This window comes from Pseudomonas sp. NPDC086566, from assembly GCF_050280885.1.
GTDB lineage: Bacteria > Pseudomonadota > Gammaproteobacteria > Pseudomonadales > Pseudomonadaceae > Aquipseudomonas > Aquipseudomonas vlassakiae.
In genome coordinates this window covers 386,149-408,294 of sequence record NZ_JBNNWD010000001.1, presented here as the reverse complement: position 1 = coordinate 408,294, position 22,146 = coordinate 386,149, and the positions used below count along the sequence as shown (strand labels likewise).

Genomic DNA, 22,146 nt, shown 5'->3' with positions numbered 1-22,146 from the left:
GGCATACTCCAACTGGTAGGACCACTGCCATCCAACGACACCAATCTTGCCGTTTGAAGGCATGGATAACCAGCCCAGAACAGAAAAACTGGTAGGACCAGTGCCCTGTGCCCTCGACCGTTCCCGGCCAAACGCGCAGGCTGCAAAGCGTCCGGTTTGCCCACAACAACAAAAATTGCCGCTGAGTGAGCCTCATGAACATCCTCTACGACGAACGTGTCGACGGCGCGCTGCCCGCCGTGGATCAGCCCGCGCTGCTCCAGGCGTTGCGCGATGCCCTCCCCGATCTGGAAATCCTGCACCGCGCGGAAGATCTCAAGCCCTATGAGTGCGACGGCCTCTCGGCCTACCGCACCGTGCCGCTGCTGGTGGTGCTGCCCGAACGCCTGGAACAGGTGCAGACCTTGCTCAGGCTCTGCCACCTGCGTGGCGTGCCGGTGGTGGCACGCGGCGCCGGTACCGGCCTGTCGGGCGGTGCGCTGCCGCTGGCCAAGGGCATCCTGCTGGTGATGGCACGCTTCAACCGCATTCTCGAAGTCAACCCGCAAGGGCGCTTCGCCCGTGTGCAGCCCGGTGTACGCAACCTGGCCATTTCCCAGGCGGCCGCACCCCATGGCCTGTACTACGCCCCCGACCCTTCTTCGCAAATCGCCTGTTCGATCGGCGGCAACGTCGCCGAAAATGCCGGTGGCGTGCACTGCCTGAAGTACGGCCTGACCGTGCACAACCTGCTCAAGGTCGAAATCCTCACCGTCGAGGGCGAACGCCTGACCTTGGGCAGCGACGCCCTCGACAGCCCGGGCTTCGACCTGCTGGCGCTGTTCACCGGTTCCGAGGGCATGCTCGGCATCGTTACCGAAGTGACCGTCAAGCTGCTGCCCAAACCCCAGGTGGCGCGGGTGCTGCTGGCCAGCTTCGACAGCGTCGAGGACGCCGGCCGCGCCGTGGCCGAGATCATCGCCGCCGGCATCATCCCCGGCGGCCTGGAGATGATGGACAACCTGGCGATCCGCGCCGCCGAGGACTTCATCCACGCCGGCTACCCGGTGGACGCGGCCGCCATCCTCTTGTGCGAGCTGGATGGTGTCGAAGCCGATGTCCAGGATGACTGCGAGCGGGTGGCCGAGGTGCTCAAGCAAGCAGGTGCCCGTGAAGTACGCCTGGCCTGCGACGAAGCCGAGCGAGTGCGCTTCTGGGCCGGGCGCAAGAATGCCTTCCCGGCGGTGGGGCGGATCTCCCCGGACTACTACTGCATGGACGGCACCATCCCGCGCCGCGAGCTGCCTCGGGTGCTCAAGGGCATCAGTGAACTGAGCGAGGAATATGGCCTGCGCGTGGCCAACGTGTTCCATGCCGGCGATGGCAACATGCACCCGCTGATCCTGTTCGATGCCAACCTGCCTGGCGAGCTGGAACGCGCCGAGGCCATCGGCGGGCGCATCCTCGAACTGTGCGTGGCGGTAGGCGGCAGCATCACCGGCGAGCACGGCGTGGGCCGCGAGAAGATCAACCAGATGTGCGCGCAGTTCAACAGCGACGAAATCACCCTGTTCCATGCCGTCAAGGCGGCATTCGACCCGCAAGGGCTGCTCAATCCGGGCAAGAACATCCCCACCCTGCACCGCTGCGCCGAGTTCGGCGCGCTGCACGTGCACCACGGGCAATTGCCCTTCCCCGAACTGGAGCGCTTCTGATGAGCATGGACCGCGACATGAGCCCGGACCTGCTCGAGCAGGTCCACCAGGCCCTCAACCATGGCACGCCGCTGCGCATCCAGGGCGGCAACAGCAAAGCCATGCTCGGCCGCCCGGTGGCCGGCGAAATCCTCGATACTCGCAACCACCGGGGCATCGTCAGCTACGACCCGACCGAGCTGGTGCTCACCGCCCGGGCTGGCACGCCGTTGCTGGAGATCGAGGCGGCGCTGCACGAGGCCGGGCAGATGCTGCCCTGCGAACCGCCGCACCTGGGCGCCGGGGCGACCCTGGGCGGCATGGTCGCGGCCGGGTTGTCCGGGCCGCGCCGGCCATGGGCCGGGTCGGTACGTGACTATGTGCTCGGCACGCGGGTCATCACCGGGCACGGCAAGCTGCTGCGGTTTGGTGGCGAAGTGATGAAGAACGTGGCCGGCTATGACGTCTCGCGGCTGATGGCCGGCAGCTTTGGCTGCCTCGGGGTGTTGACCGAAGTGTCGCTGAAGGTACTGCCACGCCCACGCCAATGCCTCAGCCTGCGCCTGCCGATGGACCGCCACCAGGCCTTGGCCGAACTGGCCGAATGGGGCCAGCAGCCGCTGCCGATCAGCGCCGCCTGCCACGATGGTGAAGCACTGCACCTGCGCCTGGAAGGGGGTGAAGGCTCGGTCCAGTCGGCCCGCCAGCGCCTGGGCGGCGAGGTGCTCGACAGCCGCTTCTGGAGCGACCTGCGCGAACAGCGCCTGGCCTTCTTCAGCGCCCCGGCGCCGCTGTGGCGGCTGTCGGTCCCGACCGCCAGCGGCGAACTCGACATGCCGGGTCAGCAGCTCATCGACTGGGGCGGCGCGCAACGCTGGCTGAAGTCAGCGGCACCTGCGCAGTTGATCCGCGAACTAGCGGCCAAGGTCGGCGGCCACGCCACCCTCTATGCCCCCGGCGACGACAGCAGCGCGCCGCTGCCGGCAGCGCTGATGCGCTACCACCTGGCGCTCAAGCAGCAACTCGATCCCCAGGGCGTATTCAACCCTGGCCGCCTGTACCCGGACCTGTGAGGCCACGCCCATGCAAACCAACCTGAGCGAAAGCGCCAAGCGCCTGCCCCGTGGCGAGGAAGCCGAAAGCATCCTGCGTTCCTGCGTGCACTGCGGTTTCTGCACGGCCACCTGCCCGACCTACCAGTTGCTCGGCGACGAACTGGACGGGCCACGGGGGCGCATCTACCTGATCAAGCAAGTGCTCGAAGGTGCGCCGGTCACCACCAGCACGCAACTGCACCTGGACCGTTGCCTGACCTGCCGCAACTGCGAAACCACCTGCCCGTCGGGGGTGAAGTACCACGACCTGCTGGACATCGGCCGCGCCGTGGTCGAGCAGCAGGTGCCGCGCCCGCTCGGCCAGCGCCTGCTGCGCCAGGGCCTGCGCGCAGTGGTGCCACGCGCGGCGCTGTTCAAGGCCCTGACGCGTACTGGCCAGGCCCTGCGGCCGCTGCTGCCGGCCGAGCTCAAGAGCAAGCTGCCGGCCCAGGTGACGCCACCCGGCGAACGGCCCGTGCCCCGCCATGCGCGGCGCATCCTGCTGCTCGAAGGTTGCGTGCAGGCCGCCTTGTCGCCCAACACCAACGCCGCCACCGCCCGCCTGCTGGACCGCCTGGGGATCAGCGTGGAGCCTGCGGTTGAAGCCGGCTGCTGCGGTGCGGTGGACTATCACCTCAATGCCCAGGAGCAAGGCCTGGAGCGCGCCCGGCGCAACATCGATGCCTGGTGGCCGGCCATCGAGGCCGGCGCCGAAGCCATCGTGCAGACCGCCAGTGGCTGCGGTGCCTTCGTGCGTGACTACGGTCACCTGCTGGAACACGACCCGCGCTACGCCACCAAGGCTGCACGGGTCAGTGCCCTGTCGCGGGACCTGGTCGAAGTGCTGCGCGACGAACCGGTCGAACAACTCGGCGTGTGCGCCGACCAGCGCCTGGCCTTCCATTGCCCTTGCACCTTGCAACATGCACTCAAGCTCGGCGGCCAGGTGGAAAGTCTGCTGACGCGCCTGGGTTTCATCCTTACCGCAGTGCCGGACGGCCACCTGTGCTGCGGCTCGGCCGGCACCTACTCGCTGACCCAGCCGGCACTGTCGCGGCAATTGCGCGACAACCGCCTGAACGCGCTGGAAAGCGGCAAACCACAAGTCATCGCCACCGCCAACATCGGTTGCCAGACCCACCTCGACGGGGCTGGACGCACGCCGGTGCGGCACTGGATCGAAATCGTCGAAGCAGCCTTGAGCCAGGAGAACAGCCATGCATAGCAAACCCGTGATCGGCCAGGCGGAAGTGAGCCGCCTGCTCGCTGCCGCCCGCCAGCAGGCCCAGGCGCAACAGTGGAAGGTGACCATCGCCGTGGTCGACGACGGCGGCCACCCGCTGGCCCTGGAGCGTATGGACGGCTGTGCCCCGTCGAGTGCCTACATCGCCATGGAAAAGGCGCGCAGTGCCGCCCTGGGGCGAAAGGAAACCCGCGACTTCGAGCAGATGGTCAATGGCGGGCGGACCGCCTTTGTCACCGCGCCACTGCTGACCAGCCTGGAAGGCGGCGTGCCGGTGCTGGTCGATGGCCAGGTGGTGGGCGCCGTCGGCGTGTCCGGGGTCAAGCCCGAGCAGGATGCCGAGGTGGCCAAGGCAGGCGTGGCAGCCCTTTGAAAGGCTGCACAGTACCTGTGGGAGCGGCTTCAGCCGCGAAGAGGCCGGCACAAGCGGCACATTTCTGAAACCTGAACACCGAGCGAGAAGACAATGACCCATCCCCTCAAGGTCGCCCCGAGCCTGCAGCGCTTCATCGAGGATGAAGTGCTGCCTGGCACCGGTATCGAAGCCGCCAGCTTCTGGCAAGGCTTCAGCACCCTGGTCCACGACCTCGCCCCGCGCAACCGCGAGCTGCTCGCCGAACGCGAGCGCCTGCAGCACGAACTGGACAGCTGGCACCGCCAGCACCCGGGCCCGATCAGCGACATGCCCGCCTACCAGGTGTTCCTGCGCCGCATCGGCTACCTGGTCGAAACCTCACAACCAGTGCGGATCAGCACCACCCAGGTTGACCGTGAGATCGCCGAGCAGGCCGGCCCGCAACTGGTAGTGCCACTGAGCAATGCCCGCTACGCGCTGAACGCCGCCAACGCCCGCTGGGGCTCGCTGTATGACGCGCTGTACGGTACGGACGCCATCCCCGACAGTGACGGCGCCGGGCGCGGCCAGGGCTACAACCCGGTGCGCGGCGCCAAGGTCATCGCTTTCGGCCGGGATTTTCTCGACCGCGCGGCACCGCTGGCAGGCGCTTCCCACACGGACGCCCAGGCCTACGCGGTCGATCAGGGCAAGCTGTCGGTGACCTTGCGTGATGGCCGCCAGGTCGGCCTCGCGGAGCCTGCGCAACTGCGCGGCTACCAAGGCGAACCCGGCCAACCAACGGCCATCCTGCTGCAACACCATCGCCTGCATGCCGAAATCCAGATCGACCCAGCCAGCACCATCGGCAAAGTCGACCACGCCGGGGTCAAGGACATCCTCATCGAAGCGGCGTTGACCACCATCATCGACTGCGAGGACTCGGTGGCGGCGGTGGATGCCGAGGACAAGGTGAATGTCTACCGCAACTGGCTGGGGCTGATGAAGGGCGACCTCAGCGAGCAAGTCAGCAAGGGTGGCAAGACCTTCACCCGCACGCTGGCCAAGGACCGCGACTACCAGGGTGCGGATGGCCAGCCACTGACCCTCCCCGGCCGCTCGCTGCTGTTCATCCGCAATGTCGGCCACCTGATGACCAGCCCGGCGATCCACGACGGCGATGGCCGGGAGATCCCCGAGGGCATCCTTGACGCCGTGGTCACCAGCTTGATCGGCCTGCACGACCTCAAGCGTCGCGGCAACTCCCGCGAAGGCAGCCTGTACATCGTCAAGCCGAAGATGCATGGCCCGGCCGAAGTGGCCTTCGCCGACCAACTGTTCGGCCGTGTCGAGGACCTGCTGGGCCTGCCCCGGCACACCTTGAAGATGGGCATCATGGACGAAGAGCGGCGTACCAGCGTCAACCTCGCGGCCTGCATCGCCAGCGCGGCAGCGCGGGTGGTGTTCATCAACACCGGGTTCCTCGACCGCACCGGCGACGAGATGCACAGTGCCATGGAAGCCGGCGCCATGCTGCGCAAGGGCGACATGAAAGGCAGCGCCTGGATCCAGGCCTACGAACGCAGCAACGTGCTGGTGGGCCTGGCCTGCGGCCTGCGCGGCAAGGCCCAGATCGGCAAGGGCATGTGGGCCATGCCCGACCTGATGGCGGCCATGCTCGAGCAAAAGATCGCCCAGCCCCGCGCCGGCGCCAACACCGCCTGGGTGCCCTCGCCGACTGCCGCGACCTTGCATGCGCTGCATTATCACCAGGTGGACGTGCCGGCTGTGCAGGCTCGGCTGGAAAGCGTCGACCTGAGCGCCGAGTGCGAACAGCTGCTGCATGACCTGCTGAGCATCCCGGTCAGCCCGGACCGTCCTTGGGACGCCGAGGAGATCCAGGCCGAGCTGGACAACAACTGCCAGGGCATCCTGGGTTATGTGGTGCGCTGGGTGGAGCAAGGCGTCGGCTGCTCGAAGGTGCCGGACATCCACGACGTGGGGCTGATGGAAGACCGTGCCACCCTGCGCATCTCGGCCCAGCACATCGCCAACTGGCTGCACCATGGGGTGGTTGGCAGTGACCAGGTCGAGGCGACCTTGCAGCGCATGGCCAAGGTGGTGGACCAGCAGAATGCCGGGGATCCGGCGTACCGGCCGATGGCCGGGAATTTCGCTGGTTCGCATGCATTCCGGGCGGCGCGGGAACTGGTGTTCAAGGGGCGTGAGCAACCTGCCGGGTATACCGAGCCGTTGCTGCATGGGTGGCGCTTGAAGTTCAAGCAGGAGGTTCAGCAGTAGGAACCTTTGTGGAAATGCCCACCCGCTGCGCAGTGCGGGCTGCGCGACTGCGGGTCGGCATTTTCACCTGCTGGGTATTCACAGAAAATTCCCACAGCGCATTCCGAAGTGCCTTACTTGCCGCCCGTGGGTCGGTCAAAACATCATCGACGTCTTCGCCCCAGAGGACACTGCGCATGCACCCAGATTCCCGCACCCAGGCCGAACTGCGCAGTGCCCTGCGCGAGCTGCTGGCCCACGACGTCAACAACCCGGACGACGACCCGCACCTGTCAGGTGTGCTGTTCTTTTGTGCAACCGACGAGTACAGCCGGCAACTGGTCGAGCGCATCGAACTGCTGGCCAGCGAGATCTTCTTCGATCCCAGCGGGCGAGCCATCCATCACCGGATGCGCGCCATTGGCGTCAAGGGCGTGCGCATCAAGCAGAAGCGCAAGGCGTCGGCGGATCAGACGGTGATACACATCGACCTCAACGACAAGGGCTACATCACGGTGAGCACCGCGCGGTTCTGATCCGCTATCCTCAGCACTCTCGTGCTTGGAACAGCGACCATGGAACTGCATATCCGCCTGGACGGCCGCAAAGGCCTGGCCGACCAGCTCTACCAGCAACTGCGCGCCGGCATCGACAGCGGCCACCTGGCCGCCGGCACGCAATTGCCGCCGACCCGGCTGCTGGCCGAGCAACTGGACGTGTCGCGCAAGACCGTGGCCGAGGCCTATTCGCGATTGACCTACGACAACCTGCTCAACGGCGTGGTTGGCCGCGGCACCTTCATCACTCCGCGCCAGCCGCTGCGCCCCCCTGAATCCTCCACCGTGCCCCTGGCCGCAGCTGCCTCCCTGGAGCGCTGGCAGCAACGCGCCACGGTCCTCGCCAGGCGCACCCAGGAAGCCCCGTCGCGCCATGACTTCATCGGCGGTGCCTCGAACAAGGCGCAGTTCCCCTTCGACCAGTGGCGCAGCTGCCTGAACTACGCGCTGCGCCGCAGCCAGCGACACCCCGAACGGCAGTTTGCCGCCCAAGGCCTGCCGGAACTGCGCGAAGCCATCGCCCACCATATCGCCTACGCCCGTGGCGTGCAGTGCAGTGGGGCCGATGTACTGGTGTGCAATGGCGCCCAACAGGCCCTGGACCTGATCGCCCGGGTGCTGGTCGAGCCCGGCTGCCAGGTCGCCATGGAAGACCCCGGCTACCCGCCGGCACGCCAGCTGTTCCTGGCCCTGGGAGCGAAGCTGCAATCCGTGCCGGTGGACGATGAGGGACTGTGCGTTTCTCACATCGCCGAGGGCACCCGGCTGATCTATGTGACGCCTTCGCACCAGTTTCCGCTCGGCATGCCGATGAGCGAGGCTCGCCGTCATGCCTTGCTGGCGCGGGCCGCCGAGCTGGGCGCGTTGATCATCGAGGACGATTACGACTGCGAATTCCGCTACCAGGGCCAGGCCGCCGATGCGCTGCAGCGCCTCGACCGGCAAGGGCTGGTGGCGTATGTCGGGACCTTTTCCAAGACCTTGCTGCCGGAGCTGCGCCTGGGTTACGCGGTGCTGCCCCCTGCAGTGCTCAGCGCCGCCTGCGTGGCCAAGCACCTGAGCGACTGGCACAGCCCGCCCTTGCTGCAGTGGGCGCTGGCCCGGTTCATTGGCGAGGGTCACCTGAACAGGCACATCCGCCGCTGCCATGACATCTACAGCGGCCGCCGCGAACGCATCCTGGCGCGGCTGGACGGCGACCTGGCGCCCTGGTTCAGCGCCGTGCCCGCCACCGCAGGGTTCCACCTGAGCGCGCTGGCGCGGCCCGGGGTGGATGTCGAGTTGCTGGTCAACCTCGCCCGCAAGGTGGAGGTGGGCCTGTACTCGCTGGCGCCGTTCTTCAGCGAAGCGCCCGTGCGCCAAGGGTTGCTGCTGGGCTTCGGCGCCATCGAGCTGCTGGATATCGACCCGGCACTGGACCGGGTCCGCGATACCCTGCAACGTCTCAGTTGACCGCCGCCGCCTCGCCAGCCTGCCGCGGCCGGGCGATGGCCGCTGCATAGCCGCGTGGGGCGAAACAGGCGGTCACCAGCAGCATCGCCAGCACGGTGACGGTCAGCAGCGTCCACGATGCCTGGAAATCACCGCTGACATCACGCAACCAACCGGTGATGTACGGGATGATGCCGGTGATGATGAAGCCGATGCCCTGCACGAAGGCCGCCAGGCTGCCGGCTTCAGCGGGTGCCTTGAGGTGCTCCAGGGTCAAGGTCAGGCTCAGGCTGAAGCAAGCGCCCAAGCCAAAGCCGATCAACGCTACCCACAGGCCCATGGCCAGCGTCGGTGCCAGCAGCAAGCCGAGGAAGCCCGCCAGCTGGATCGCCAGTGCCAGCCACAGGCCCGGGCGCCGGTCGGCAACACCGCGCAGCAACAGCGGCAGGCCCAGGGCGCCGCACACCTGGAAAATGGTCATCAGGCCGACCAGGCCGCCACCGCCCTGCCACCGTGCTCCAGGTGGTAGGCCGGCAGCCAGGCGACCATGCTGGTATAGCCGCCATTGATCAGGCCGAAGTACAGCGCCAGTAGCCAGGCCCGCCGCGTGCCGAACCAGTGCCCGCCAGCGCCGCCGGCCAGCTTCGGTGTGTGCCCCCGGGGCCGCAGCACGGCCCAGGCCAGCAGCGCCAGCAGCGCCGGGATCGCCCACAAGCCCAGCCCGGCCTGCCAGTGGCCGAAGTGCCCGCTGACAGACGGGCCGAGCACCGCAGCCAGGCCGCCGCCACTCATCAGCGCCGCCGAGTACAGGCCCATGGTCCCGGCAAGGCGGCCGGGGAACCATCGATTGACCAGCCCCGGCATCATGCCCTGCACCACCGCCACACCCAACCCGGCCAGTACCGCGCTGGCGATCAGCGCCCAGGCGCTGTCCAGTTGCAGCCGCCACAGGCAGGCCAGGGCAATGGCGCCAAGGCCGCCGAGCATGCCCCCGTGCTCGCTGATCCAACGCCGCAGCCAAGGCTGCAGCAACGGCACCAGGCCCATGCACAGCACCGGCAACGCGGTCAGCAAGGCCGCCTGCTGGTAGCCCAGCCCGGTGCTGGCGCGCATCGGCTCGAGCAACGGGCCGATGCTGGTCAGGATCGGTCTCAGGTTCAATGCCAGCAAGATCACCAGCAACAGGTTCAACGCCCCTCTCATCACGAAACTCCCAAGCAAGACCCGGCCATTATCCTGTCCAGGCACTCAGGGAAGAAATGAAGAGATTGGATGCAGGTCAGTGGCGACCTTAATGGCCCGATTGGCCTCCCGGCAAAGCGCGCGATTGGCTATCGGGCCAATCACCGCTCGGCGCTAAGGTAGCGCCATGTCCACAACGCACCCCTGGAGCACGCCATGCACAACCGTATCGAATGGGCCAAACACGCGCCGGAAGCCTACAAGGCCATGGTCGGCCTGGAACAGGCCCTGGCCAAGAGTGGCCTGGAAAACTCACTGCTGGAACTGGTGCGCCTGCGGGCTTCGCAGATCAACGGCTGCGCCTATTGCGTGAACATGCATGCCAATGATGCGCGCAAGGCCGGCGAGACCGAGGCGCGCTTGCAGACCTTGTGCGCCTGGCAAGAGACGAAGTACTTCACGGCGCGTGAACGTGCCGCGCTGGCCTGGGTGGAGTGCCTGACCCGTCTGCCCGAGCGAGGTGCCCCGCAAGCGGAATACGAAGCGCTGCAACAGCACTTCGAGCCGGCCGAGGTGGCCAACCTGACCTTGGCCATCGCCACCATCAACGCCTGGAACCGCTTTGGCGTGGGCTTTGCCATGGTTCCGGCATGAGTCATCCTGCACCGGCCAGGGTGCGCCGCCGGGCCAGGCAGGCGTACCCCATCCCCAGCACGCTGAGCATCAGTACCGCGAGCAACCCCACCAACTCGCGGCTGTAGCGTGCCACCAGTGCCGGAAACCCGGTGTATTCACGGTAGACCCGCACATCCGCCTCGCCACCGGCAAAACTGACACTGATGCCACCCTGGCGAATCTGTGAATAGTCGGCGTCGAAATACACCCAGACCCGGCACTCGCTGCCCTTCTCGATAGCCGGTATCTCTACCTGCGCCGTCGCGGCCTCGTACAGGGTGTCGTTCCCTGCCCCATCGCGCACCTGCACCAAACCCTTGGCCGGCAGACGGATCTTTACCTCACGCACATCACTGTCGCCACGGTTGTGCAGGACGATGAGCAAGCCGGTACGGTGGTCAACCAACCCGGCTTCAAAGGGTTTGGCGAACAACTGCGCATAAGGTGCTTGAGCCAGTTCGATCAGCTTGTCGACCTGATACGGGTTCAACGCACCGTCGCTGATGGTGTTGATGCGAGGCTGCAACTGCTCGTACTTGAGCTGCTCGTTGGCCTTGCTGATACGCTCGCTGAACTGGCTGGGATAGGTCAGGTAGGCGTAGGTCAAGCTGGCCTCGAGCCGTGGTTGGGCCTTGAACAGCACATAAGCCACCAGCATGACCATCAGGCCAAGCAGCATGGCGACCAGCAGTTTGCCGACTTTGTCCCAGCTCAACGGTGCAATTCCTTCTGTTACGGCACGGAAGATCGAAGCGGCGCAAAGGGTGCCAAGTTCAACGTTGCCAGGCAAGGGCTCAACGGCTCAACAACTGCGGCAGCGACGCCATCAGCATGGCCACCCCCGAGGCCGTCAGCAAACTCAGCACCACCCGGCGAAACGCCAGCTCGCTGATCCCCAGGTACACCCGTGTGCCCAGCAGCGCCGGCAGCGCCATGGCCAGCAGCACCACAGCGAACGCGGGCAGCATGTCGCGGGTCACCACGCCGGTGCCCAGGTAGGTGAGCATGGTCACCAGCAGCATCGACAGGTTGAAGTTCTGGATCACCGCACGCTGGGTATCACGCTCGAAGCCGCGCAAAGTACACCACAGTGTAGGCACTGTGCCGGTAAAACCACCGATTCCGCCGAGCGCCCCGCCCACCAGGCCCACCGCACCATCGGCCAGGCGATTGCCCGGCAGCCGTGGCAGGCGCGGCGCCAGGAGCATCAGCGGGCACCACAGCACCAGCAAGGTGCCGAACACCGCCTTGAACCAGAGCATGTCCAGGTACGGCAATACCCACACCCCCAGCGGGATGCCGGCCAGGCCGCCGAGCACGAACGGCCACAGCAGCGCCCAACTGAAGCCGCGCCGTACGCTGAACACGGCGATCAGCTGACCGGTGAGGCTGCCGAACACGGTCAGCGACGCTGCCAGCCGCGGTTCCAGGCCCCAGGCCCAGAACGACATCGCGACCATGCCGAAGGCGAAGCCGGAAAGGCCCTGGACGAAACCGGCAACGATGGCACCGAGGGCGATGAGGTAGAAGGCATCCATGGGCGATTCAAGCCTGACGTGATCGGCGTTCCACCTTGCCAGAGCCGCACGTGAATGTCTGCCTCAGATCCAGCTTGACCCAAACAATGCGGTCGTTGACGATCAGCACTCCCCTCATCAAGGACGAAGCTATGTTACGGATACTGGGCAGGGCCTCATCGATCAACGTGCGCAAGGTGCTGTGGGCCTGCGCCGAATTCAACATCCCCTTCACGCGCGAAGACTGGGGCAACGGCTTCCGGCCCACCGATGCGCCCGAATTCCTCACGCTCAACCCCAACGCCATGGTCCCGGTGATCCAGGACGGCGACTTCACGCTGTGGGAATCCAACAGCATCATCCGTTACCTGGCCAACCGCTACGGCGACCCGGCCCTTTATCCCGCCGAGGCGCAGGCACGCGCCCGTGTCGATCAGTGGATCGACTGGCAGGCCTCGGACCTGAACCGGGCGTGGAGCTACCCGTTCATGTCGCGGGTGCGCCACTCGCCTGCGCATCAGGATACCCAAGCGCTGGCTGCCGGTTGCGCAGAGTGGGCGCGCTACATGGGCATCCTCGATCGGCAACTGGCTGCGACCGGCGCGTTCGTCGCTGGCGAGCACTTCACCCTGGCCGACATCCCCATCGGCCTGTCGGTGCAGCGCTGGTTCGCCACACCGATCGATCATCCCCAACTGCCCGCCGTGAGTGACTATTACGAACGCCTGAGCCAGCGGCCTGGCTACCTTGCCCATGGGCGCAACGGCCTGCCTTGAGCAGGTGACTGCTGCCCACGCGTTCAGAAACCGAGGGTGGCGGAGAGCAGGTAGGTGCGCGGCGTGGACAGCGTCAGCCCCGGCTCACTGTCATCCGACGCCCCCGCCGAAGCCCAGTAACGCTCATCCATCACGTTCTCGACACTGGCGCGCAAGATGACCTCGGTGGCGTCGACCTTGAAGGCATAGCGCGCGCCGAGGTCGAAGCGCTCCCAACCGTCGATCTGCTTGCTGTTGTCCTGGTCCAGGTACTGCGAGCTGGAGTGGATGCCGCGTGCTGTCAGGGTCAAGCCGTTCACCCCGGGAATGTCCCACTCGGCGCCCAGATTGACGTTGTACTCGGGCGTGGCCGGCGCACGGTTGCCGTCGAAGGCGCCGTTCACGGTATCGGTCAGTTCGCTGTCGATGTACATCACCCCGCCCAGTACCCGCACGCCGTCGAGCGGTTCGCCGAACACGCTGAGCTCGATGCCGCGGTTATCGCGTTTGCCGTTGGGGCCGAACACCCGTGACGTGGCGTTGGTCTCGTAGGCCGGCTGACGAATGCGGAAGGCACTGGCCGTGAACGCGACCCGGCCCAGGTCGTACTTGGCGCCGACCTCGACCTGGCGGCTGATGAAGGGCGGGAAGATCTGGTCTTCGTTGACCGAGGTCGACGGGGCGATCTTGCCCTGGCTCAGGCCTTCCATGTAGTTGGCGTACAGCGACAGCTGGTCGGTGACCTTGAGCAGCACGCCGCCCGAGGGCGAGACCTTCTCCTCGTCGTAGGCCGTGTCGCCTTTCACCCCAGCGCTCCAGTCATCCACTTGCACCCGTTGCCAGCGGGCACCCAAGGTCAGGAGCAAGCGGTCGTCGAAGAACCCGAGGGTGTCGGCCAGCGCGACACCGGAGAAACGGTTCTCGGTGTACACCTCGGGGTCGATGCGCGTCGGCGTGCCGGGCGTCGGGGTTGCGACCGGGTTGTACAGGTTGCTCGGTGCCGACGCGTAGCGTGCGCCGCCGTTGGTGAAATCCATGTAGAAGTAGCTGGCAGCCAGGTTGAGCTCATGGCTGACGGGGCCGGTGTGGAACCAGTTGCGCAGCCCGGCCATGGCCGTGCGCACCGACTCGTCGCGGGTGAAATCGCGCGGCTGCACGGTGAAGTCACCGGCATCGTTGATGATCGACACGTTGTGGCGGAGGAAGTCGTGGTTGCTCTTGCGTGCGCCGACCGCACCATAGACCATGAGCGAATCACTGAGGTCGTACTCGGCATTCAGCGCGCCGAAGGTATCGTTGGTGCGCGCCTTGCTCCAGGCCTGGGCATAGTTGTGGTGCACGTCGCTGGCGCTCGGCACCTTGGCGTTGGCGCCGACCAGCACGCGCTCCTGCGGGGCGTCGGTGTCGCGCTCGGTGTGGCCGAGGTCGGCCGACAGGCGCAGGCGCTCGCCGCGAAAATCGAGGCCCAGCACGGCCATTTCGCGGTCGACGCTCTGGTGGTCCCATTCGGTATCTCCGGACTGCTTTACACCATTGAAACGCAGGCCGAACTGCTCGCCTTCGCCGAAGCGACGACCGATGTCCACGGCGCCGCCGACCTGGCTGTTTGATGCGTAGCTGCCGGTGAATTCGGTGATCGGCTTGTCGCCGGCGCGCTTGGGCACCACGTTGATGGCGCCGCCGACGCTACCCCGTGGCGAGATGCCGTTGATCAGCTGGCTTGGGCCCTTGAGGATGTCGACGCGGTCGGCCATCTCCATGTCGATCGAATAGGTCGGCAGGATGCCGTACAGGCCGTTGTAGGACACATCGCTGTTGAACAGGCTGAAGCCACGAATGGTGAACTGCTCGAAACGCCCGCCTGCCGGGTTGGTGGCGCGCACCGACGGGTCGCTGGCCACCAGGTCGCCCAAGGTGCGGGCCTGCTGGTTTTTCACCAGTTCGTGGGTGTAGGTGGTCATGCTGAACGGCGTGTCCATGAAGTCACGCGCACCGAGCAGGCCCTGCGAGCCCTTGCGCGCCACTTGGCCGCCGGCATACGGCTGGGCATCGCCGGGCGAGGCCTGGCCGCCGACAATGGTGGTCGGGGCGATCTCCAGGGCATCGGCACCTTGCGCGGCCGGCACCAGGGTGAAGGCGCCCTCGCCTGCCGGCTGCAATTGCAGGCCGCTGCCGCGCAGCAGTTGCACAAAGCCTTCGTCGACGCTGTAGCTGCCAGCCAGGCCGCCGCTCTGGCGGCCACTGACCAGCGCCGGGTCCAACGACAGGCTGACGCCGGCCTGGTCGGCGAAGCGGGTCAGCGCCGCGCCCAGGCTGCCGGCAGGCACCTGGTAGTTGCGGCGGGCTTGCTCGTCGGCCCAGGCAGGCACGTTCAGCAACAGGCTCATGGCGAACCCCAGCGGGATGAGGCGGTATGGCGTAACAGCTGGCATTGAAACAGGCTCCCTTTGCGTTCTCTTATCGGTAATGACCGACGAGGGAAAAAAAGGGGACAGCCTCAGGCACGATTTTCTCGCGGGACCAGCGTCACCCAGTAACGGGTGCGGGCATGCACCTCCAGCGGCAGGCTGGCGGCGAGCAGCGCCAGCACTCGGTCGGTGTCGTCGAGGCGAAAGGTGCCGGTGACCCGCAGGCGTTCAAGCTCCGCTGCCCAACGCAGCAGGCCCGGACGGTACCTGCGCAGCTCGTGCAGCAGGTCGCCCAGCGGGCGGTCGTCCAGGCGCAGCACGCCGTCGCGCCAGCCCAACAGCAGATCATCCACGGCCATGACCGGGCCTGGCCCGCTGGCACGCAAGCTGGCCTGCTGGCCGGCCTGCAGCACTACAGGATTGCCGCGCAGCGGCTGCAGGGTCGCCAAGCCTTTTACCACCGACACCCGGCAAGCCTGATCGAAAAGCCGCACGCAGACCTCGCCACCCCTGACCTGGACCTGGCCATACGGCACCTGCACTACCAGGTCGACCGCAGCGGGGACCGCGACCGCCACCTCGCCCCGCAGCAGCTTCACGCGCCGGGCCGCGAGGTCGACATCGACGGCGCTGTCGGTGTTCAGCTGCAAGACCGTACCGTCGCTCAATACCCGATGCCTGCGTTCGCCAATCGCCGTATGCAGGTCGGCGGTCCAGGCATCCAGCGGCAACTGCCGGCTCAGCAGCCAGGCCGTCGGTACCAGCGCGGCAACGCCCAAGGCCTGCTTGAGCACGGCACGACGGCGAGCGTCCGGCCGGTCGAGCGTCGCCATGGCCAACTCGCCAGGCAGTTGCGAGAAGCGCTGGCGCAGCAGCTGCGCCTTCTGCCAGGCGTCCTCGTGCAGGCTGTCGCTGGCCCGCCATTGAGCCAGGCGCTGGAGGTCGCGCTGGCTGGCCTGGCCAGACTCCAGCAGCGCCAGCCAGCGGGCGGCGGCACGCACCACTTCGCGGGCGTCGGCAGGCGCGGCCATTTACAGTTCTGCCAGCAGGCAATGCTCGTAGGCCTGCGCCATGTAGCGTTTTACCGTGCGTTCAGAGACATCGAGGCGTTCGGCGATTGCGCAGTAGCCCAGGCCTTCCACCTGGCTCCAGAGGAAGGCCCTGCGCACCGGGGCCTTGAGGCCGTCGAGCAGCTCATCCAGTGCATGCAGGGTTTCCAGCAGGATCCAGCGCTGCTCCGGCGACGGCAGGCTCTGCTCGGGCAGTTGCGCCAGGGCGTCGAGGTAGGCCTGTTCCAGGCTGCGGCGTTGGTGAAAGTTGCTTAGCAGGCGCTTGCCCACGGTCAGCAGGTAAGCACGCGGTTGGCGAATGTCCGCCAGCGGCTGGGCGCTGGTGAGTACCCGCAGGAAGGTGTCCTGGCTGAGGTCGGCGGCATCCCAGGCGTTGCCCAGGCGCCGCCGCAGCCAGGCTTCCAGCCAGCCGCGGTGGTCGCGGTAGAGGGCAGGCAGGCTGGGCTCCGGAGGCGGAGCGAGATCGGTCATGGGGTCGGCTCTGGCAAGGCTTGAATGCGACCGATTCTAATTTGCACCACCGTATCAAGCCAAGCTATTTATGTGCCTTCAGGCAAACGCGGCCAAACGCGAGAGGATGCGCTGCACGTGGCCCCGTTCGATCATGGCCGCCCAATGGCCGTCACAGAAGCGTTCACCGCGCACGCAGTAGGTCAGCAGGCTCTGCAGTTGGGGCAAGGTGGCTTGGGCGATGGTGTCGGGGGCGCTGAGCAAGTGGTCGGCGGTGGGCCGGTAATTGACATCGATCCAGCAGTCCCTGGCGGCCTCCTGGTAAAAGGCGCTGACCACTGGCTCATAATCGGGCCAATGGCTGCCTGCCTGGAGGGTGTAGGTCTTGATCGCTACGCCATTGGGGTAGAGCTGGGCTTGGTAGGACAGCAAGGCTTCGATATCGGCCTGGGTGGGATGCATGGTGATTTCCTTATCGGCACCCGGCAAGTCTACACAAACGGGGCTGCTTTGCAGCCCACCGTCCGTTACGCCGCCTGCTGCACCGGCACTACCGGCCGCGTCCGCGTCCGCCAGGCGATGGTCAGCAGCAGCCCCAGCAGCGCCATCCCAGCCCCGGCAAACGACACCGCCGAGTACCCCAAGCCGGCGTTGATCACCGCGCCACCCAGCGCCGCACCGATGGCATTGCCAAGGTTGAACGCGCCGATGTTCACTGCCGAGGCGAGGTTGGGCGCGTCCTTGGCGGCATCCATCACGCGCATCTGCAGCGGCGGCACCAGGGCGAAACTGGCAATGCCCCAGACCAGGATCGCCAGCGCCGTCGGCAGCGACCAGCCAAGCATCGCCGGGAACACCAGCAGCACGGCAATCAACACCAGCAACGACACGATCAAGGTGCGCTCGACCGAGCGATCCGCGGCCTTGCCGCCCCACACGTTGCCCAAGGTCAGGCCAATGCCGAACAGTACCAGCATGGCGGTGATGAAGGTCGTGGAAGCCTGCGCCTGGCTGTGCAGGATCGGCGCAATGTAGGTGAACACGGTGAACATCGCGCTGGAGCCGACCACGGTCAGGGTCAGCGCCGCCAGCACCGGCCCCCGCCCCAACACACGGATTTCGGCCATCACACCCGCACTCTTGGGCAGCGGCACACTGGGCAGTGCGAACCACAGCGAAGCCATCGCCACCAGGCCCAGGCCGGCAATGCCCCAGAACGCGGTGCGCCAGCCGAGCAGCTCACCGAACCAGGTGGCCAGCGGCACACCGCCTATGGTGGCGAGGGTGAGGCCCATGAACATGGCGGCCACCGCCCCTGCCCGCTTCTCGGGCGGCACCACGCTGGCCGCCACCACCGAGCCGACGCCAAAGAAGGCGCCATGGTTGAGCGAGGTCACCACCCGTGCAATGAGCAGGCTCTGGTAGTCGGTGGCCAGGGCCGACAGCAGGTTTCCCAGGGTAAAGATGGCCATCAGCCCGATCAGCAGGTAGCGCCGCGGCACTCTGCCGGTGGCCAGGGTCATCAGCGGGGCACCGATCAGCACGCCTAAGGCGTAGGCACTGACCAACAGGCCTGCCGCCGGGATCGACACGCCGAGGTCGCTGGCAATGCCGGGCAGCATGCCCATGGGGGCGAACTCGGTGACACCGATGCCGAAGGCGCCGATGGCGAGCGCCACAAGAGGGGGATTGATACGCATACAAGGCTCCTTATCTATGACGGGAATGCTACGATCTGACTTTTGAATGCACTAGACCGGTTTTCCGGCAACCACCTTTGCGCTGGAGGCACAGATGGACTTCAACGGGCGATCCGGGGAAATGGAGGTTTTTGCCAAGGTGGTGGATGCCGGCAGCCTGTCTGCCGCGGCCCGCGAGCTGGGCCTGACACCCTCGGCGGTGAGCCGCATCATCGCCCGCGCCGAGCACCGCCTGGGTACCCGCCTGCTGCTGCGCACCACCCGGGCGATCACCCTCACCACCGAGGGCGAGGCGTACCTGCGCGGGGCGCGGCGCATCCTGGCCGACCTGCTGGAAGTCGAAGAGGCGATCACCGATCAGGGCGTGCCGCGTGGGCGCTTGCGGGTCAGCGCGGCGCTGGGGCATGGGCGGCAGACGGTGGTGCCGTTGCTGACGGCGTTCAGCGCGTTGTATCCGCAGGTGCTGGTAGACCTGACGCTGAGCGATGAAATCGCCGATATCCATGGCGGTCAGGCCGACGTGGCGCTGCGCTTTGGCCAACTGCCAGACAGCTCGCTCAGTGCACGCTGCATCGGTCATACCGGCCAGGTGGTGGTCGCTTCGCCCGAGTACCTGTCACGCTGCGGCGCGCCGCAGGTGCCGGAGGACCTGGCGCAGCACAACTGCCTGCGCTTCAACTTCCGGCGTGCGGCACCGGATTGGCCGTTTCGCCGGGCGGGGGAGGATTTTTCACTGAAGGTGACGGGGAATATCGAGTGCAGCAGTGGCGAGGCGTTGGCGCAACTGGCCCGGCTGGGGGCGGGCATTGCCCGGATCGGGACCTTTACCGTAGCCGATGAGCTGAAAAACGGTCAACTGGTGGCGCTGCTGGAGGACTACAACCCAGGCGACCGCGAACCGCTGCATGCGGTGTTCGTCGGCGGGCCGGCGATGCCGGCACGGGTGCGGGTGTTCGTGGATTTTCTGGTGGAGCGTCACCAGGGCTGGCCGTTGCTGTCGGCCTGAACATGCGGCGTGCTGGCCCTTGGCAATGCGCTATCGATTCATGCACCGCTCATAACGCTCATCCACCCGCCCGGCAAACCAGGCGGTCGTCAGCTTGCGGGTTATCTTCGGGCTCTTCAGCTCGATACCTGGCAACACGGCGCGCGGCAGCGGCTTGCCCGCCGCCGCATCCGCCAGGGCAAACACCCCGTTGTACAGCTTGCTGTCCTCGAACGCCAGGCTGTCGCCGAGCTCCAGCTGGTTGCGAATCTGTGTGTTTCGCAGCCCCAGCTTGACCCCGAGCTTGCGCGCCGCCTGCTCAGTGCTGCCGGGCATGATCGAACCGGGGGCGACCAGGTCGCCATCCAGCGCCAGGGCGGCCCCCGTGACCTTGCTCAAGGCAGCCTGGAACGCGGCATTGCGGCTGGCGTACCACCCTGCGTTGAAATCGGCGAAGCGGTACAGCTGGCGCTCGTAATGCGCCGGATAGCCGAGCAGATGGGCAATACCGAAGTACATGCCCCCACGGCGGCTGAAGACTTCCTGGCGAATGGTGCCGTCATAGGTGTAGGGATAATCCTTGGCGTGCTTTTCGGCAAAATCGATGCTGACCTGCATCGGCCCGCCGGTGTGCACGGGGTTCAAGCCGTCCAGCAAGGTCTTGCCCAACGGCAAGCGAGCGATGAACTCGTCGTACAGCGCGCTCAGCTGCTTCTCGCTGCGCACTGCCAGCAGGCGCTGCTGATAGCTCTGGCCATTGCCCGAAGGCGTCTTCAGTGCAGCATCGACCAGCAGCTTGGGAACGTGCAGGCGTGCCGCTCGGCGGTCGATTTCCTCACGGGCGATGCGCCCGAGGCCGGGCACCTGCGGGTCAGCATTGAAGGTCGACTCCTGCTCGGTCACCGCCAGCACCGCGCACAGGTTGCGCTTGCTCGGCGCAATGCGCTGGGCCTCGAACGCCACCTGGATATCCCTGGCCCAGCCTTCGCGGTCCTTGGCCTGAACCGGCAGCAGGCGCATCAGCTGGGCACGCACCTTGGCCGGGTCGGCCTCCGGCTCTTCCTCGCGCCGCCCGGCGCACCCCTGCAACAGCGCCAGGGCCATCAGCCCGGCCGCCAACAGACGGCCGTTCAGGGGTGTTCACCGACCAGGTAGGTCTTGCTGATGTGGCGGAACTGCGGGTGGCTGGCGCTGCCCATGAGCTCGAACAGGACCATTTCCCCGGTTACCACCTGCGCCCCAGCCTGGCTCATGCGCGCAAGGCCCGCGCCTTTGTTGGCCGGGGTACGGCTGTCGCAGGCATCCTCGACCACCAGCACCCGCTTGCCCAGGGCCAGCAGGCCAAGCACGGTCTGCAGCACGCAGACGTGGGTTTCCATGCCACAGACGATCACCTGCTCACGGGCCATCAGGCCGGCCGGCAAGCATTCGGCGGCCACGCAGGAGAAGTGGGTCTTTTCCACCACCTCTGCTGCCGGGGCGACCGCGATCAGTTCCGGCAAGGTGTGACCGAGGCCTTTGGGGTACTGCTCGGAAATCACGATAGGCAGTTCCAGGTCATGGCAGGCCGAGAGCAACCAGCGCGCGCGGGCGCGAGTGCCTTGTGGGTCGCTCATGGCGCCAATGAGCTTTTCCTGGATGTCGACCACCAGCAACGTGGCCTTGTGATGTTCGATCAGCATTGTCCGCCTCTTGCCTGGGAAAAGGCCTAGCCTCCCCCAGGCAGGCGGCGCCGTCAATCAGGCGGAACGCCGATGGGCCTCAAGGGCTTGTGTCAGCGCGGCGAGTACCCGGTCCTCGTGCTCGTGAATGAAGAAGTGACCACCGGGGAACATCTGCAGCGAAAAGGCGCCGACGGTTTCCCTGCGCCAGGCCTGCAGTTGTTCTGCGCTGGCCCGGTCCGCTTCGCCACCGAGCACGTGCAGCGGGCACTGCAAGGCAGGCCGCTGACGGTAGAGATATCGGCCGCAGAGCAGGAAATCGGCGCGCAGGGTGGGCAAGGTCAGGCTCATAAGTTCGGCATTGGCCAGCACCTCCTCCGGCGTGCCATTGAGTTCGCGCAGTTCGGACTTGAGCTGTTCATCGGTCTTGGGGTCGCGCCAGTTGTGGCCATCGTAATCCTCACGCCGGGTGGGCGCCGCCGTGCCACAGGCGAACAGCGCCAGCGGTGCCGGGCAGCCCAATGCGCGCAGTTCGTGGGCCAGTTCGAAGGCCAGCAGTGCGCCAAGGCTATGGCCGAGCAACGCATAAGGCGCGTTGACGGCCAGGCGTTGCTCACTGGCCAATTGCCGGGCCAGCGCCTGCATGTCGGTCTGCAGCGGCTCGCCCATGCGCGCCCCACGCCCAGGCAGTTCTACCGGGCATACCTGCAGCCAGGCCGGCAGCTTGCGCCGCCAGCGGCTGTAGACCATGGCACTGGCCCCGGAATACGGCAGGCACAGCAGGTTGAGCGGAGTCACTGGGCGGCAGCTGCGGCCATCTGCTGGCGCAGGCTCAAGGGCCGCATGTCGGTCCAGACTTCGTCGATGTAGGCCAGGCAGTCCCTCTTCAGGCCGCGCTTGCCGACGGCGCGCCAGCCTTCGGGGATGGCCTTGTAGTCGGGCCAGATGGAGTATTGCTCTTCGTGGTTGACCACTACCTGGAACTGGATATCGTCGCGGTCGAATACGGAAGTCATTGCTTGTCTCCTTGAGTGATGGATGCCACTGCGCCTTGGCGCAGGGAAGTTCTCAGGTAGACGTAGGAAGCTTCTGAAAAATTAGCGACCCTGGCGAGAATCCCTGTAGGAGCGG

Annotated in this window: 21 protein-coding genes and 1 pseudogene; 10 read left to right on the top strand and 12 right to left on the bottom strand. The window is 66.5% G+C overall.

Translation table 11 applies throughout. The annotated features are described in order from the left end of the window. Positions 1-194 precede the first annotated feature (194 nt). The 7 genes from glcD (at position 195) to ACQKPS_RS01820 (ending at position 8,633) form a co-directional block, all read left to right on the top strand. On the top strand, positions 195-1,694 hold the full coding sequence (glcD, locus tag ACQKPS_RS01850) for a glycolate oxidase subunit GlcD (protein WP_254480348.1): 1,500 nt from the start codon (positions 195-197) through the stop codon (positions 1,692-1,694). Further along, positions 1,694-2,746 (top strand): glycolate oxidase subunit GlcE, encoded by a 1,053-nt coding sequence (gene glcE / locus ACQKPS_RS01845; protein WP_427602351.1) that lies wholly within the window; start codon positions 1,694-1,696, stop codon positions 2,744-2,746. Before glcD ends, glcE begins: the two co-directional genes overlap by 1 nt. A gap of 10 nt (positions 2,747-2,756) precedes the next feature. After that, the gene (gene glcF / locus ACQKPS_RS01840; RefSeq protein ID WP_427602349.1) at positions 2,757-3,992 is read left to right on the top strand and encodes a glycolate oxidase subunit GlcF; all 1,236 of its coding nucleotides are present in this window, start codon (positions 2,757-2,759) and stop codon (positions 3,990-3,992) included. Continuing rightward, entirely contained in the window at positions 3,985-4,383 is a 399-nt protein-coding gene (locus tag ACQKPS_RS01835) for a heme-binding protein (protein WP_254480351.1), read from the top strand. The genes glcF and ACQKPS_RS01835 overlap by 8 nt, the downstream gene beginning before the upstream one ends. A 93-nt stretch (positions 4,384-4,476) precedes the next feature. Further along, positions 4,477-6,645 (top strand): malate synthase G, encoded by a 2,169-nt coding sequence (locus ACQKPS_RS01830; RefSeq protein WP_427602347.1) that lies wholly within the window; start codon positions 4,477-4,479, stop codon positions 6,643-6,645. Between the two features lie 176 nt (positions 6,646-6,821). Further along, positions 6,822-7,160 carry a hypothetical protein gene (locus tag ACQKPS_RS01825; protein WP_254480353.1) on the top strand — a complete coding sequence of 113 codons (339 nt, stop codon included), beginning with the start codon at positions 6,822-6,824 and terminating at the stop codon, positions 7,158-7,160. A 39-nt stretch (positions 7,161-7,199) separates the two neighbouring features. Next, positions 7,200-8,633: a PLP-dependent aminotransferase family protein gene (locus tag ACQKPS_RS01820; RefSeq protein WP_427602345.1), complete on the top strand. Its 1,434-nt coding sequence runs from the start codon at positions 7,200-7,202 to the stop codon at positions 8,631-8,633. Here ACQKPS_RS01820 and ACQKPS_RS01815 read toward each other — a convergent pair. Beyond that, positions 8,626-9,815, bottom strand: a pseudogene (locus ACQKPS_RS01815) (cyanate transporter). The gene ACQKPS_RS01820 and the pseudogene ACQKPS_RS01815 sit on opposite strands and share 8 nt — an antisense overlap. Before the next feature lie 195 nt (positions 9,816-10,010). On the opposite strand from ACQKPS_RS01815, the gene ACQKPS_RS01810 reads away from it, so the two are divergent. Beyond that, positions 10,011-10,448, top strand: a complete 438-nt coding sequence (locus tag ACQKPS_RS01810; protein WP_254480356.1) for a carboxymuconolactone decarboxylase family protein — start codon at positions 10,011-10,013, stop codon at positions 10,446-10,448. Position 10,449: 1 nt separating this feature from the next. On the opposite strand, the gene ACQKPS_RS01805 is transcribed toward ACQKPS_RS01810, so the two are convergent. Beyond that, positions 10,450-11,184 (bottom strand): hypothetical protein, encoded by a 735-nt coding sequence (locus tag ACQKPS_RS01805; protein ID WP_283723038.1) that lies wholly within the window; start codon positions 11,182-11,184, stop codon positions 10,450-10,452. A gap of 79 nt (positions 11,185-11,263) precedes the next feature. Beyond that, a complete protein-coding gene (locus tag ACQKPS_RS01800; protein ID WP_254480358.1) occupies positions 11,264-12,007 on the bottom strand; it encodes a sulfite exporter TauE/SafE family protein in 744 nt (247 codons plus the stop codon). 131 nt (positions 12,008-12,138) lie between these two features. On the opposite strand from ACQKPS_RS01800, the gene ACQKPS_RS01795 reads away from it, so the two are divergent. After that, entirely contained in the window at positions 12,139-12,762 is a 624-nt protein-coding gene (locus ACQKPS_RS01795; RefSeq protein WP_254480359.1) for a glutathione S-transferase family protein, read from the top strand. A gap of 23 nt (positions 12,763-12,785) precedes the next feature. On the opposite strand, the gene ACQKPS_RS01790 is transcribed toward ACQKPS_RS01795, so the two are convergent. The 5 genes from ACQKPS_RS01790 to ACQKPS_RS01770 form a co-directional block, all read right to left on the bottom strand. Continuing rightward, the gene (locus tag ACQKPS_RS01790; RefSeq protein ID WP_427602342.1) at positions 12,786-15,173 is read right to left on the bottom strand and encodes a TonB-dependent siderophore receptor; all 2,388 of its coding nucleotides are present in this window, start codon (positions 15,171-15,173) and stop codon (positions 12,786-12,788) included. 65 nt (positions 15,174-15,238) lie between these two features. Further along, on the bottom strand, positions 15,239-16,180 hold the full coding sequence (locus tag ACQKPS_RS01785) for a FecR domain-containing protein (protein WP_254480361.1): 942 nt from the start codon (positions 16,178-16,180) through the stop codon (positions 15,239-15,241). Beyond that, positions 16,181-16,690: a sigma-70 family RNA polymerase sigma factor gene (locus ACQKPS_RS01780; protein ID WP_254480362.1), complete on the bottom strand. Its 510-nt coding sequence runs from the start codon at positions 16,688-16,690 to the stop codon at positions 16,181-16,183. A gap of 78 nt (positions 16,691-16,768) precedes the next feature. After that, positions 16,769-17,131, bottom strand: coding sequence for a DUF6508 domain-containing protein (locus ACQKPS_RS01775; RefSeq protein ID WP_283723042.1), 363 nt, complete (start codon positions 17,129-17,131; stop codon positions 16,769-16,771). A 65-nt stretch (positions 17,132-17,196) separates the two neighbouring features. Then, entirely contained in the window at positions 17,197-18,369 is a 1,173-nt protein-coding gene (locus tag ACQKPS_RS01770) for an MFS transporter (RefSeq protein ID WP_427602339.1), read from the bottom strand. A 94-nt stretch (positions 18,370-18,463) separates the two neighbouring features. Here ACQKPS_RS01770 and ACQKPS_RS01765 point away from each other — a divergent pair, with 94 nt between their 5' ends. Beyond that, entirely contained in the window at positions 18,464-19,375 is a 912-nt protein-coding gene (locus ACQKPS_RS01765) for a LysR family transcriptional regulator (protein ID WP_254480364.1), read from the top strand. 30 nt (positions 19,376-19,405) lie between these two features. Here ACQKPS_RS01765 and ACQKPS_RS01760 read toward each other — a convergent pair whose 3' ends face one another. From ACQKPS_RS01760 to ACQKPS_RS01745, 4 genes are read right to left on the bottom strand one after another with little or no spacing between them, the layout of a single operon-like run. Next, positions 19,406-20,458, bottom strand: a complete 1,053-nt coding sequence (locus tag ACQKPS_RS01760; RefSeq protein WP_427602337.1) for a DUF1615 domain-containing protein — start codon at positions 20,456-20,458, stop codon at positions 19,406-19,408. A 26-nt stretch (positions 20,459-20,484) separates the two neighbouring features. Continuing rightward, complete coding sequence (locus ACQKPS_RS01755) at positions 20,485-21,036, bottom strand: hydrolase (RefSeq protein ID WP_427602335.1); 552 nt, start codon at positions 21,034-21,036, stop codon at positions 20,485-20,487. A gap of 57 nt (positions 21,037-21,093) precedes the next feature. After that, the gene (locus ACQKPS_RS01750; protein WP_427602333.1) at positions 21,094-21,813 is read right to left on the bottom strand and encodes a thioesterase II family protein; all 720 of its coding nucleotides are present in this window, start codon (positions 21,811-21,813) and stop codon (positions 21,094-21,096) included. Continuing rightward, a complete protein-coding gene (locus tag ACQKPS_RS01745) occupies positions 21,810-22,031 on the bottom strand; it encodes an MbtH family protein (RefSeq protein ID WP_427602331.1) in 222 nt (73 codons plus the stop codon). Before ACQKPS_RS01745 ends, ACQKPS_RS01750 begins: the two co-directional genes overlap by 4 nt. Positions 22,032-22,146: the final 115 nt, after the last annotated feature.

Excerpts from the sequence above, each read along its gene's own strand:
- glcD (WP_254480348.1), top strand. The coding sequence starts at position 195 with ATGAACATCCTCTACGACGAACGTGTCGACGGCGCGCTGCCCGCCGTG.
- glcE (WP_427602351.1), top strand. The coding sequence starts at position 1,694 with ATGAGCATGGACCGCGACATGAGCCCGGACCTGCTCGAGCAGGTCCAC.
- glcF (WP_427602349.1), top strand. The coding sequence starts at position 2,757 with ATGCAAACCAACCTGAGCGAAAGCGCCAAGCGCCTGCCCCGTGGCGAG.
- ACQKPS_RS01835 (WP_254480351.1), top strand. The coding sequence starts at position 3,985 with ATGCATAGCAAACCCGTGATCGGCCAGGCGGAAGTGAGCCGCCTGCTC.
- ACQKPS_RS01830 (WP_427602347.1), top strand. The coding sequence starts at position 4,477 with ATGACCCATCCCCTCAAGGTCGCCCCGAGCCTGCAGCGCTTCATCGAG.
- ACQKPS_RS01825 (WP_254480353.1), top strand. The coding sequence starts at position 6,822 with ATGCACCCAGATTCCCGCACCCAGGCCGAACTGCGCAGTGCCCTGCGC.
- ACQKPS_RS01820 (WP_427602345.1), top strand. The coding sequence starts at position 7,200 with ATGGAACTGCATATCCGCCTGGACGGCCGCAAAGGCCTGGCCGACCAG.
- ACQKPS_RS01810 (WP_254480356.1), top strand. The coding sequence starts at position 10,011 with ATGCACAACCGTATCGAATGGGCCAAACACGCGCCGGAAGCCTACAAG.
- ACQKPS_RS01800 (WP_254480358.1), bottom strand. The coding sequence starts at position 12,007 with ATGGATGCCTTCTACCTCATCGCCCTCGGTGCCATCGTTGCCGGTTTC.
- ACQKPS_RS01795 (WP_254480359.1), top strand. The coding sequence starts at position 12,139 with ATGTTACGGATACTGGGCAGGGCCTCATCGATCAACGTGCGCAAGGTG.
- ACQKPS_RS01790 (WP_427602342.1), bottom strand. The coding sequence starts at position 15,173 with ATGCCAGCTGTTACGCCATACCGCCTCATCCCGCTGGGGTTCGCCATG.
- ACQKPS_RS01785 (WP_254480361.1), bottom strand. The coding sequence starts at position 16,180 with ATGGCCGCGCCTGCCGACGCCCGCGAAGTGGTGCGTGCCGCCGCCCGC.
- ACQKPS_RS01780 (WP_254480362.1), bottom strand. The coding sequence starts at position 16,690 with ATGACCGATCTCGCTCCGCCTCCGGAGCCCAGCCTGCCTGCCCTCTAC.
- ACQKPS_RS01775 (WP_283723042.1), bottom strand. The coding sequence starts at position 17,131 with ATGCATCCCACCCAGGCCGATATCGAAGCCTTGCTGTCCTACCAAGCC.
- ACQKPS_RS01770 (WP_427602339.1), bottom strand. The coding sequence starts at position 18,369 with ATGCGTATCAATCCCCCTCTTGTGGCGCTCGCCATCGGCGCCTTCGGC.
- ACQKPS_RS01765 (WP_254480364.1), top strand. The coding sequence starts at position 18,464 with ATGGACTTCAACGGGCGATCCGGGGAAATGGAGGTTTTTGCCAAGGTG.
- ACQKPS_RS01760 (WP_427602337.1), bottom strand. The coding sequence starts at position 20,458 with ATGGCCCTGGCGCTGTTGCAGGGGTGCGCCGGGCGGCGCGAGGAAGAG.
- ACQKPS_RS01755 (WP_427602335.1), bottom strand. The coding sequence starts at position 21,036 with ATGCTGATCGAACATCACAAGGCCACGTTGCTGGTGGTCGACATCCAG.
- ACQKPS_RS01745 (WP_427602331.1), bottom strand. The coding sequence starts at position 22,031 with ATGACTTCCGTATTCGACCGCGACGATATCCAGTTCCAGGTAGTGGTC.